Below are 11083 nucleotides of genomic sequence, written 5' to 3'. Positions count from 1 at the left end.
GCTGCCCCCTGCGCCCCGCCGCGCCCGCCGCGCCCCCGGCCGAGGCCGCCGCCGCGGCGGAGCCCGCGCACGTCCCGGCCGGCGGAGGGAAGCCGCCGTCCGGGACCCCGGGCGACGGCCGATGAGCGCCGCGGCCCCGGCGCTCGCGGGCGTCCCCTGGCGGCGCGCCGCCCGCCCCGGCGAGCCGCGCGACACCGAGCCCGAGTGGCACCGCCGGTTCCGCACCGCGTGGGAGAGCCCGCCCCGCGCCCGGTCCGCCGAGGACCTCGGGCTGCTGGAGGCGGCCCGCCCGCTCATCGACGACGCGCGGCGCACGCTGCGCGAATGCCTGCTGTCCGACCTCGGCCCGGACCTCCCGCGCGGCCTGCCGGACCTGCTCGCCGGCGCGCCGCCGCTCGGCTGGCTCACCATGGCCGTCCAGCCCGCCCTCACCGAGGAGCTGGCGGCGGCGTCCGCCCGCGGCCTGGACGGCGCCACGCCCCGCGACCGGTACGCGGCCTTCGTGCGCGGCCTCGCCGACCCGGGGCGGGCGCTGCGGATCTGGGCGGCGTACCCCGTCCTCGCCCGGCAGGTCGTCGAGATCCTGGACGACTGGGTGTCGGCGCGGCTGGCGTTCGCCCGCGAACTGGCCGCCGACCTGCCCGCGCTCGCCGCCGCGTTCGGCGGCGCCGGCGGCCTCGGCGCCCTCACCGGCGTCGAGTTCGGCCAGGCGGAGACGCACCGCGGCGGGCGCACCGTCGCGATCGTCCGGTTCGAGCGCGCCGCCGTCGTCCACAAGCCCCGCTCCCTCGCCGTCGACCTGTGCTTCGACCGGCTCCTCGGCTGGTTCAACGACGCCGGGGTCCCGCACCCCCTGCGCCGCCCCCGCCTGCTGGACCGCGGCGACCGCGGCTGGAGCGAGTTCATCGAGCCCGCGCCCTGCGCGCCCGGCGACCTCCCGGCGTTCTTCTGGCGGATGGGCGCGCTGCTCGCGCTGACCCACGCGGTGCACGGCTACGACCTGCACGCCGACAACGTCATCGCGGCGGGCGCGGCCCCCGTCGTCATCGACCTGGAGGCGCTGTTCCACACGTCCGGGACCCAGCCGGTCGCGCGCCGGGCCCGGCTCGGCGACCCCGCCGCCGCGCGGCTGGACGCGTCCGTGCTGCGCACCGGGCTGCTGCCCGGCCCGCTCGTCATGCCGGACGTGGACACCGAGCGGCCCTTCGGCGTCGACATCAGCCCGCTCGGCACCGTCCCCGACCGCCGCTCCCTCATCCCGACGCCGCTCGCCGACGACCCCGGCACCGACCGGATGCGGGTCCGCCTCGGCTACCGGACCGTCCCGCCGCCGGCCGGGCGGCTCCGGCTGCCCGGCGGCGGCACGGTCGACCCGCGCCCGCACCGCGACGCGCTCGTCGCCGGCTACACCGCCGCCTACCGCCGCCTCGCCTCCGCCGGGACCGGGCTCCTCGCGCCCGGCGGGCCGCTGGACGGGTGCGCCGACGTGCCCGTCCGGCTGATCCAGCTCTCGACGTTCCTGTACGTCCGGCTGCTGCTGGAGAGCTGGCGGCCGGACGAGGTCCGCGACGCCGCCGTGCGGGAGCGCGGCCTCGCCCGCCTCGACGCCGGCTGGCCCGGCGTCCCGCACCGGGACGCTTTCGTCGCCGCGGAGAAGGCGGCGCTGTGGCGCGGGGAGGTACCCGTCTTCGAGGTCCGCCCCGGCCACCGGGACGTGTGGCTGGAGGACGGGACGCGCCTCGCGGGCGTGCTGCCCGTCCCGCCGCTCGAGGAGACCGCCGCCCGGCTCGCCGCGCTGGACGAGGACGACCTCGCCGTCCAGATCGGGATCATCGACGCGAGCCTCGCCGCGCTGCCACCCGCCCCCGGCTCCGCACCGGACCCCGCGTCCGGCTCCGCACCGGACCCCGCGTCCGGCGCCGCGTCCGTGCGCGGGCCGCGTCCGTCCGGGGACCCGCTGCGCGACGCGCTCGGCATCGCCCGGCGGCTGGACGCGGCGGCCGTCCGCTCCGGCGACCGGATCGGGTGGCTCGGCGTCGAGGTGGTCGACGCCCGGACCCGCCGCGTCGCGCCCGCCGGGCTCGGCCTGTACGGCGGGCTCCCCGGCATCGGGCTGTTCCTGACCCACCTGTCGGCCGCGACCGGCGAACCGTGGGTCGAAAGCCTCGCGGAGCGCGTCGCCGACGAGGTCGCCGCGCGCCTCGCCGCCGCATCCGCGGTCCGGGGAACGGTCCCGCCGCTCGGCCCCGTCTACCACCTGGCGCACGCCGCCGCCGTGCACGGCCGCCGCGACCTCGCCGAGGCGGCCCGCGACGCCCTGCTCCCGCCGCCGTCCGGGTCGCCGCCGCCCGCCCTCCCGTCCGGCGACGTCCTCGAAGGGGAGGCGGGCGCGGTCCTCAGCGCCCTCGCCCTGCACGCCGTCCTGCCCGGCGAGCAACTCGCGGGCGTCGCGCGGGCCGCCGGCGAGCGGCTCCTCGCCCGCGACCTCACCGAACCCGGGTTCGGGTACGGCGCGTCCGGCGCGGCCGTCGCGCTGGCCAGGCTGGACGAGCTGTGCCCCGACCCCCGGTTCGCGTCCCGCGCGCGGAGCCTCGCCGCCGGCGAGCGCGCACCGGGCCGCGACCCCGGCTGGTGCCAAGGCGCCGCGGGCGTCGTGCTCGCGCGGCTGGAGCTCGCCGCCCGGTACCCGTCGGCCGCGGAGCCGCTGGAACGATCTCTCGGAGTCGCGGCGGCCGTCCTGCGGGACGCCGCCCCGCCGGACGACTCGCTCTGCCACGGCACGGCCGCCGTCGGCGAGGCGCTGGCCGCGCTGGACGGGACCGCGCCCCGCCCGCGCCGGGGCGCCTGGCGCACCGCCCTGCCGGAGCCCGCCCCCGGGCTGCTCGCCGGCCTGTCCGGCATCGGGTACGCGCTGCTGCGCCGCGCCCGCCCCGCCGAGGTCCCGCCGGTGCTCGCGCTGGCGCCGCCCGCACCCTCCGCCAGCCTCCTGTTCCCCCCAGAGGAGACGCCATGACCGTGGACGTTCAGCCGGGACCGCTCGCGATCGACGGCGCGGAACCCGTGCGCACCGACCCCTGGCCCACCTACGACAAGGGCGACGTCTTCATCGAGGAGGAGGACCTGGAGGCGGCGCTCGACGCCGTCCGCGCCCGCCTCTACTTCCGCTACGACCACCGCCCCCACGCCGAGACGCGGACCGGGCGGCTGGAGCGGGAGCTGTGCGCGTTCTTCGCCGCCCCGCACGCGCTGACGTGCGCCAGCGGTACCGCCGCGATCACCCTCGCGCTGCTCGCGCTGGACCTGCCGCCCGGCTCCCTCGTCGCCTGCCCCGCGTTCACGTTCGCAGCGACGCCGAGCGCGATCCTGCTGGCCGGGCACCGCCCGCTGCTCGTCGAGTGCGACGACGACCTGCACCTGGACGTCGCGGACCTGCGCCGCCGCCTCACCCCCGAGGTCCGCGCGATCGTCGTGGTGCACATGCGCGGGTTCGCCTCCGACATGGACGCGGTCTGCGCCGTCGCCCGCGAGCACGGCGTCCCCGTCGTCGAGGACGCGGTGCCCGCCCTCGGCGCCCGGCTCAACGGCCGCGCGCTCGGCACGTTCGGCGACGCCGGGGCGTTCAGCACCCAGTCCGACAAGTCGCTGAACACCGGCGAGGGCGGGTTCCTGCTCACCCGCGACCCCGCCGTGCACGCCCGCGCGATCGTCTACTCCGGCGCCTACGAGGGGCGGATGGCCCGGCACTTCGACGGCCCGCCCCCGGCGGTCGACGACCTCGCCTACCCCATCTACGGGCTGCGGATGGACGAGATCCGCGCCGCGCTGGCGTCCGCGCTGCTGCGGCGGCTGCCCGAACGGCTCGCCGCACACCACCGCAACTACGACGACGTCGCCGGGCGGCTCGCGGACGTTCCCGGGATCGCGCTGCGCCGCCCCGTCGCCGACCACGCCTACCTCGGCGAGGCGCTGCTGTTCCGGCTGCCCGGCGCGAAGGCCGAGGACACCGCCTGGACCGCCGCCGCGCTGCGCGCCGAGGGCATCGACGCCCGCGCGCTCGGCGACCCCGGCGACACCAACGTCCGCGCCTTCTGGAACTGGCGGTTCCTGTTCCCCGACCCCGCGCGCGCCCGCGCCGAGTTCCCCGTCACCGCCGCGCGCCTGGACGAGACCGTCGACATCCCGCTGTCGGCCAACCTCACCGAACGCGACCGCGACCACCTGGTGACGGCGGTGCGGAAGGTGGTCGGGGCGGGACGCCGCTGATGGTGCGCGTCCTCTACGTGACCGGCTGGTGCCGCAGCGGGACGACGCTGCTCGGCAACCTGCTGGGGGAGTGCGACGGTGTCGTCCACGTCGGCGAGCTCCGCTACCTGTGGACGAACGGGGTCCTCGGCCGCGGCACCAACACGCTGTGCGGCTGCGGCGTCGACGTCGCGTCCTGTCCGCTGTGGAAGGCCGTCGTCGCCCGCGTCGCCGGGGACGACCCGGCGTGGCACGCCGAACGCGCGGTCCGCCTCCAGCAGGCCGCGCTGCGCACCCGGCACACCGGCCGCCGCCTCGCCGAGGCGCGCGGCGTCCGGGCCGGGCATCCCGCCGTCGCCGCCCTCGCCGCGCTCTACACCGCGATCGCCGAGGAGTCGGGGGCCCGGCTGATCGTCGACACCGGCAAGTTCCCCGCCGAGGCCGCCGCGCTGTGCGGCGCGCCGGGCGTGGACGCCCGCGTCCTGCACGTCGTCCGGGACCCGCGCGCCACCGCCGAGTCGTGGCGGCGCGCCAAGGAGTACATCCCCGCGATGGGCGCCGCCCGCAGCACCGCGTACTGGACGGGCTTCAACCTCGCCTCCGAGCGGATCGCCCGCGCGTTCCCGCGCCGCTCCCTGCGGCTGCGGTACGAGGACTTCACCGCCGACCCGCGCGGGTCCCTCGCCCGCGTCATGGCGCACGCCGGGCTGGACGGAGACCCGCCCGTCGGCGCGGACGGCCGCGCGGACCTCGGCGTCAACCACACCGTCACCGGCAACCCGGACCGGCTGCGGCGCGGCCCCGTCCGCATCCGCGAGGACGACGCGTGGACCCGCACCCAGCCTGCCCCGGCCCGGCTGGTCGCCACCGCGCTCGCCCTGCCGCTGCTGGCCCGCTACCGGTACCCGCTCGTCCCCGCCCCGGCGCGCCCGCCCGTCCCGGCGCGCCCGCGGGACGGGGAGCCGTCGCAGCAGGAGCGACAGGAGGGAGCCGTCTGATGGACCTCGGCCTCACCGGACGCGTCGCCATGGTCGCCGCCGCCACCAGCGGGCTCGGCCTCGCCACCGCCCGCGAGCTGGCCGCCGCCGGCGCCGACGTCGCGATCTGCGGCCGCGACCCCGCCCGCCTCGACCGCGCCGCCGCCGAGATCGACAAGGCCGGGCCGGGACGCGTCGTCCCCACCCCGCTCGACGTCCTCGACCACGCCGCGTCCGCCGCCTGGGTGGACGCCACCGCCGACGGCCTCGGCGGCCCGCACGTGCTGGTCACCAACGCGGGCGGGCCGCCCGGCGGCCCGGTGCTCGGCCGGGGCCTGGACGACTTCCGCGCGGCCGTCGAGCTGTGCGTGCTCAGCCACATCGCGCTCGTGCAGGCCGCGCTGCCGCACATGCGGGAGGCGGGCCACGGCCGCGTCCTGATGATCGCCTCGGAGACGATGCGGCAGCCGACGCCCCGCTACGGCCTGTCCAGCACCGTCCGGCCCGCGCTCGCCGGATTCGCCCGCACGCTCGTCCGCGAGCTCGGCCCGGCCGGCATCACCGTCAACGTCCTCGCGCCCGGCTACCACCGGACGCCCGCCGTCGCGGCGATGCCCGACCTCGACGAGGTCGCCGCGTCCATCCCCCTCGGCCGCCTCGGCCGCCCGTCCGACTTCGGCGCCGTCGCCGCGTTCCTCGCGGGCGAGCAGGCCGGTTTCATCACCGGGACCACCCTCGTCGTCGACGGCGGCCTCGGCCAGGGCATCTGATCAGCCCCATAAGGAACACCCCGGAAGGAACCAGGTGGACTTCGACGACGTGCTCGCCAACCGCCGGATGGTGCGCCACTACCTCCCCGACCCGGTGCCCCCCGAGACGGTCGACCGGATCGCCGCCGTCGTCCGCAGGGCGCCGAGCGCGGGGTTCAGCCAGGGCCACCGCCTCCTCGTCGTCACCGACCCCGCCACCCGCGCGCGCATCGCCGAGCTGGCCGAGGAGTCCTACTACACCGACCGCGGCGCCCCGCCGTGGCTGTCGGTCGCGCCCGTCCTGATGGTGCTCGGCATCTGCGAGGACGACTACCACGCCCGCTACACCAAGCCCGACAAGCTCGTCGACGGCGAGGAGATGGAGTGGCCCGCCCCCTACTGGTGGGTGGACGCCGGAGCCCTCCTGACGCTCATCCAGCTGACCGCGATCAACGAGGGGCTCGCCACCGGCTTCGCGACCGTCCGCGCCAAGGAGGAGCTCGCCGCCTACCTCGGCATGCCCCCCGAGATCGCCGTCGTCGGCGTCATCACCGTCGGCCGCGCCCACCCGGACGCGCTGGCCCCCGCCGACCGCGCGCGGCTGCGCGGCCTGCGCAAGCCGTTCGGCGACCTCGTCCGCCACGAGTCGTGGAAGGACGGCGCCCCGCCGCCGGCCCGCCGGCCCGCCGCGTCCACCTGACGGTCGCCGCCGCCCCGCCCGCCACCGGCCCGCCTCTCGGATGGCGGACCCTCTCAGATGGTGGACGCGGTCACGCGCGGGTGCGCGGAGTCAATAGGATCGTCGGCATGCTGCGCTGGTTGACCGCGGGGGAGTCCCATGGCCCGGCCCTGACCGCGATCGTGGAGGGGCTGCCGGCCGGCGTGCGCGTGACCTCGGGGGACATCGCCGAGGAACTGCGCCGCCGGCGGCTCGGGCACGGGCGGGGCGCCCGGATGAAGTTCGAGCAGGACCAGGTGACGATCCTCGGCGGCGTCCGGCACGGGGTCACCCTCGGCGGACCCGTCGCGATCCAGGTCGGCAACACCGAGTGGCCCAAGTGGGAGACGGTCATGTCGGCCGACCCCGTCGACGCCGACGTCCTCGCCGCGCAGGCCCGGAACGCGCCGCTGTCGCAGCCGCGCCCCGGCCACGCCGACCTGGTCGGCATCCAGAAGTACGGCTTCGACGACGCCCGCCCCGTCCTGGAGCGGGCGAGCGCCCGGGAGACCGCGGCGCGCGTCGCGCTCGGCACCGTCGCCAAGGCGTTCCTCAAGCAGGCCCTCGGCGTGGACGTGCTCAGCCACGTGATCGCGCTCGGCGAGGTCCAGGCGCCCGACGGGGTGCTGCCCGGCCCCGACGACCTCGCCGCCGTCGACGAGAGCCCGGTGCGCTGCTTCGACGCCGGGACGTCCGCCGCGATGGTCGCGCACATCGACGAGACCAAGCGGGCCGGCGACACCCTCGGCGGCGTCGTGGAGGTGCTCGCCTACGGCCTCCCGCCCGGCCTCGGCAGCCACGTCCACTGGGACCGGCGCCTCGACTCGCGGCTCGCCGGCATCCTCATGGGCATCCAGGCGATCAAGGGCGTCGAGCTCGGCGACGGGTTCACCACCGCGCGCCGCCCCGGCTCCCGCGCGCACGACGAGATCGACAACACCCCCGGCGGGATCCGCCGCCGCACCAACCGGGCCGGCGGCGTTGAGGGCGGCATGACCACCGGCGAGGTGCTGCGGGTGCGCGCCGCGATGAAGCCGATCTCCACCGTCCCGCGCCGGCTCGACACCATCGACGTGCGGACCGGCGAGCCCGCCAAGGCCATCAACCAGCGCAGCGACGTCACCGCGGTGCCCGCCGCGGGCGTCGTCGCCGAGGCGATGGTCGCGCTGGTGCTCGCGGACGCGGCGCTGGAGAAGTTCGGCGGCGACTCGGCCGAGGAGACCGCCCGCAACCTGCGGGGATACCTGTCCTCGCTCACCATCAAGTGAAGTGGACCCGCGGACTATGACGCGACCGAAGGCCGTCCTGATCGGGCCGCCGGGATCGGGCAAGACCACCGTCGGCACCGCCCTCGCCGAGCGGCTCGGCGTCTCGCTGCGCGACACCGACGCCGACGCCGAGGCGGCCGCCGGCAAGCCGATCGGCGAGATCTTCATCGACGACGGCGAGGACCGGTTCCGCGAGCTGGAGCGCGCCGCCGTCGCGGCGGCCCTCGCCGAGCACGAGGGCGTCGTCGCGCTCGGCGGCGGCGCCGTCCTCGCCGCCGAGACCCAGGAGCTGCTCGCCGGGCATACCGTCGTCTACCTGCGGGTCGGGCTGTCGGAGGCGATCAAGCGGGTCGGGCTCGCGTCCGCGCGCCCGCTGCTCGTGCTGAACCCGCGCAGCCAGATGCGCAAGCTGCTGGAGGAGCGGCTCCCCGTCTACGAGCGGCTCGGCACCGTGCACGTCGACACCGACGGGCGCGACCCCGCCGACATCGTCGAGGAGATCGTCAAGGCGCTGGAGGCGGCATGACGTCGGCGCGGGTCCGCGTCGCCGGCGCCGACCCCTACGACGTCGTGATCGGCACCGGCGTCCTCGCCGAGCTGCCCGCGATGGTCGGCGACCGCGCCCGCACCGTCGCCGTGGTGCACGCCGAGGGGCTCCCCGAGATCGCGCGCCCGGTCTGCGGCGCCCTGGAGGAGGCCGGGTACGCGGTGCGCGCGCTGCCCGTCCCGGACGGCGAGGCCGCCAAGGAGGTCGGCGTCCTCGCCGGGCTCTGGTCGGCGTTCGCGCGGGCCGGGATGACCCGCACGGACGCCGTCGTCGGCGTCGGCGGCGGCGCCACCACCGACCTCGCCGGGTTCGCGGCGGCGTCGTGGCTGCGCGGGGTCCGGTCCGTCCTCGTCCCGACGACGCTGCTCGGCATGGTGGACGCGGCGGTCGGCGGCAAGACCGGCATCAACGTCCCCGAGGGCAAGAACCTCGTCGGCGCCTTCCACCCGCCCGCGGGCGTCCTGTGCGACCTCGCCACCCTCGTCACGATGCCGCACGAGGACTACATCAGCGGCCTCGCCGAGATCATCAAGGCCGGGTTCATCGCCGACCCGGTGATCCTCGACCTCGTCGAGGCCGACCCGGAGGGCGCCGCGTCCCCCACCGGCCCGCACACCCGCGAGCTGGTCGAGCGCGCGATCCGGGTCAAGGCGGACGTCGTCTCCGCCGACCTCAAGGAGAGCGGCCTGCGCGAGATCCTCAACTACGGGCACACGCTCGCGCACGCCATCGAGAAGGCCGAGGACTACAAGTTCAGGCACGGCCACGCCGTCGCCATCGGCATGGTGTACGCCGCCGAGCTCGCCCGCCTCGCCGGCCGGCTGCCCGCCGACGTCGTCCGGCGGCACCGCGACGTGCTCTCCTCCGTCGGCCTGCCCGTCTCCTACGCCGCCGACTGGGACGGGCTTCGCGCCACCATGACCATCGACAAGAAGTCGCGCGGCGCCACCCTCCGGTTCGTCGTCCTGGACGGCCTCGCCGAGCCCGGCCGCCTGGAGGGCCCCGACGAGGACCTCCTCGCCGCCGCTTACCGGGAGGTCTCACGATGACGCGGGTGCTGGTGTTGAACGGGCCGAACCTCGGGCGGCTCGGCAGCCGCGAGCCCGACGTGTACGGCTCGACGACGTTCGCCGACCTCGCCGCGCTGTGCCGCGACACCGGCCGCCGCCTCGACCTGAGCGTGGACGTCCGGCAGACCGATGACGAGGCCGAGCTGATCCGCTGGGTGCACGAGGCCGCCGACGAGCGCCTCCCGGTCGTGCTCAACCCGGCCGCGTTCACCCACTACTCCTACGGGCTGCGCGACGCCCTGGCGCAGCGCACGGCGCCGCTCATCGAGGTGCACATCAGCAACCCGGCGGCCCGCGAGGAGTTCCGCCACACCTCCGTCGTCGCGGCCGTCGCCACCGGTACCATCGCCGGCTTCGGGATGATGTCGTACGTCCTCGCCCTGCAGGCCGTCGCGGAACTCCTCGCCGAATCCCCGCCTGATTCCTGACAAGATCCGCCAATTGCTCCGTGATCACCGGTCGGTGATCATGTGTGCGTGGCCGCGGCCCACCCGTTCCCGATGGTTCTGGGAGAGGACGCATGTCGTGATCTTCGCTGTAGGTGCGCTCGTCCTCGCCGGCGTCGTCGGCGCGGTGAACCTCTCGATCCTCCTGGTCGTCCTGCGCCGGTGGCGGGCCCTGGAGGCCGCCGGCGGACTCCCCGCCGCCGGGACCTTCACCGACGTCCGGATGATCGACCGGATCCCCGACTTCTCGGCCCGCGCCGTCGACGGCACCGCCGTCACGGAGCGGACGCTGCTCGGCACGGAGACCCTGGTCGGGTTCTTCTCGCTGACCTGCCGGGCCTGCGTCGACGCCGTGCCGGTCTTCGCCGGGCACGCCGAGCGGCTGCGGGCCTCCGGCGGGACGTCCCTGGCGATCGTCCACGGGGACGGCGCCGCCGGCAGCGAGCTGGCCGCGATGCTCGGCGACGCGATGGACATCGTGATCGCCGAAGGCGCGGAGGCCGAGCTGTCGCGTCGGTACGGAGCCAAGCACTACCCCACCTACGCCTGGTACGACCGCAACGGAATGGTGACCTCGGCGGGCGTGGGCGTCGCCGCCCTGCGGACCGAACTCGTCGCCCCCTAGCCCCCCGGCAAGCCGACCGCACCCCCATGCCCCACGGGTTCAGCCCGCCGTGTCCGACCCCTGACCCGGTGGCGGTCGCCCGTGCGCGGAATCAGTCCCCCACCACCCCAAGGAGGAACCATGCTCCGAAGCGTGACCCGGCGCGTCACCCGCGCCGTCGAGGCCCTGCTCCCCACGGCCACCGCGGACGCCGGCTGCCCGCCGGACTCGTGGATGGAGTACAAGATCATGGGCGGTGTCTGCTTCGGCCGCACCTGCTCGACGAGCGGCGACTGCAAGACGCACTGCGGCGCCTGGTACAGCTACAGCATGAACTACTGCTGATGCCCCGCCGGAACGCGTGACACCCGCCTGAAGCCGCGCGGCCCCCCCCACCCCCGGGCGGCCCCGCGGTCCGGCCCCCCATGGACGCGCCGTCCGCCCCACCATGAGCGGCCCCGC

At 76.7% G+C, this 11083-nt stretch carries 11 protein-coding genes; all 11 read left to right on the top strand.

Annotation, left to right across the window (positions count from 1 at the left end; all coding sequences use genetic code 11):
* Window positions 1-121: 121 nt before the first annotated feature.
* The 11 genes from ABZ914_RS37225 (at window position 122) to ABZ914_RS37175 (ending at window position 10966) form a co-directional block, all read left to right on the top strand.
* Window positions 122-3013 (top strand): type 2 lanthipeptide synthetase LanM family protein, encoded by a 2892-nt coding sequence (locus ABZ914_RS37225; protein ID WP_500199060.1) that lies wholly within the window; start codon window positions 122-124, stop codon window positions 3011-3013.
* Complete coding sequence (locus ABZ914_RS37220) at window positions 3010-4263, top strand: DegT/DnrJ/EryC1/StrS family aminotransferase (protein ID WP_500199058.1); 1254 nt, start codon at window positions 3010-3012, stop codon at window positions 4261-4263. Before ABZ914_RS37225 ends, ABZ914_RS37220 begins: the two co-directional genes overlap by 4 nt.
* Window positions 4263-5240, top strand: a complete 978-nt coding sequence (locus ABZ914_RS37215; RefSeq protein ID WP_500199057.1) for a sulfotransferase — start codon at window positions 4263-4265, stop codon at window positions 5238-5240. Before ABZ914_RS37220 ends, ABZ914_RS37215 begins: the two co-directional genes overlap by 1 nt.
* Window positions 5240-5989, top strand: a complete 750-nt coding sequence (locus ABZ914_RS37210; protein WP_500199055.1) for an SDR family NAD(P)-dependent oxidoreductase — start codon at window positions 5240-5242, stop codon at window positions 5987-5989. The genes ABZ914_RS37215 and ABZ914_RS37210 overlap by 1 nt, the downstream gene beginning before the upstream one ends.
* A gap of 34 nt (window positions 5990-6023) precedes the next feature.
* Window positions 6024-6668 (top strand): nitroreductase family protein, encoded by a 645-nt coding sequence (locus tag ABZ914_RS37205; RefSeq protein ID WP_500199054.1) that lies wholly within the window; start codon window positions 6024-6026, stop codon window positions 6666-6668.
* Between the two features lie 107 nt (window positions 6669-6775).
* Window positions 6776-7954 carry a chorismate synthase gene (gene aroC, locus ABZ914_RS37200; protein ID WP_500199052.1) on the top strand — a complete coding sequence of 393 codons (1179 nt, stop codon included), beginning with the start codon at window positions 6776-6778 and terminating at the stop codon, window positions 7952-7954.
* 16 nt (window positions 7955-7970) lie between these two features.
* Complete coding sequence (locus tag ABZ914_RS37195) at window positions 7971-8480, top strand: shikimate kinase (RefSeq protein WP_500199051.1); 510 nt, start codon at window positions 7971-7973, stop codon at window positions 8478-8480.
* Entirely contained in the window at window positions 8477-9550 is a 1074-nt protein-coding gene (gene aroB / locus ABZ914_RS37190; RefSeq protein WP_500199049.1) for a 3-dehydroquinate synthase, read from the top strand. Before ABZ914_RS37195 ends, aroB begins: the two co-directional genes overlap by 4 nt.
* A complete protein-coding gene (gene aroQ, locus ABZ914_RS37185; RefSeq protein ID WP_500199047.1) occupies window positions 9547-9999 on the top strand; it encodes a type II 3-dehydroquinate dehydratase in 453 nt (150 codons plus the stop codon). The genes aroB and aroQ overlap by 4 nt, the downstream gene beginning before the upstream one ends.
* Before the next feature lie 97 nt (window positions 10000-10096).
* Window positions 10097-10642, top strand: coding sequence for a redoxin family protein (locus ABZ914_RS37180; protein WP_500199045.1), 546 nt, complete (start codon window positions 10097-10099; stop codon window positions 10640-10642).
* Between the two features lie 120 nt (window positions 10643-10762).
* A complete protein-coding gene (locus tag ABZ914_RS37175) occupies window positions 10763-10966 on the top strand; it encodes a hypothetical protein (RefSeq protein ID WP_500199044.1) in 204 nt (67 codons plus the stop codon).
* Window positions 10967-11083: the final 117 nt, after the last annotated feature.

The organism is Spirillospora sp. NPDC046719 (assembly GCF_040645715.1).
In the GTDB taxonomy this organism is placed as follows: domain Bacteria; phylum Actinomycetota; class Actinomycetes; order Streptosporangiales; family Streptosporangiaceae; genus Spirillospora.
The sequence above is the reverse complement of the archived record's forward strand: the minus strand, read 5'-3'. Positions and strand labels throughout refer to the sequence as shown.

Bases quoted from the DNA above. Each gene is read 5' to 3' on its own strand.
- ABZ914_RS37195 (WP_500199051.1), top strand. From the start codon at position 7,971: ATGACGCGACCGAAGGCCGTCCTGATCGGGCCGCCGGGATCGGGCAAG.
- ABZ914_RS37220 (WP_500199058.1), top strand. From the start codon at position 3,010: ATGACCGTGGACGTTCAGCCGGGACCGCTCGCGATCGACGGCGCGGAA.
- aroC (WP_500199052.1), top strand. From the start codon at position 6,776: ATGCTGCGCTGGTTGACCGCGGGGGAGTCCCATGGCCCGGCCCTGACC.
- aroB (WP_500199049.1), top strand. From the start codon at position 8,477: ATGACGTCGGCGCGGGTCCGCGTCGCCGGCGCCGACCCCTACGACGTC.
- ABZ914_RS37225 (WP_500199060.1), top strand. From the start codon at position 122: ATGAGCGCCGCGGCCCCGGCGCTCGCGGGCGTCCCCTGGCGGCGCGCC.
- ABZ914_RS37175 (WP_500199044.1), top strand. From the start codon at position 10,763: ATGCTCCGAAGCGTGACCCGGCGCGTCACCCGCGCCGTCGAGGCCCTG.
- ABZ914_RS37210 (WP_500199055.1), top strand. From the start codon at position 5,240: ATGGACCTCGGCCTCACCGGACGCGTCGCCATGGTCGCCGCCGCCACC.
- ABZ914_RS37215 (WP_500199057.1), top strand. From the start codon at position 4,263: ATGGTGCGCGTCCTCTACGTGACCGGCTGGTGCCGCAGCGGGACGACG.
- aroQ (WP_500199047.1), top strand. From the start codon at position 9,547: ATGACGCGGGTGCTGGTGTTGAACGGGCCGAACCTCGGGCGGCTCGGC.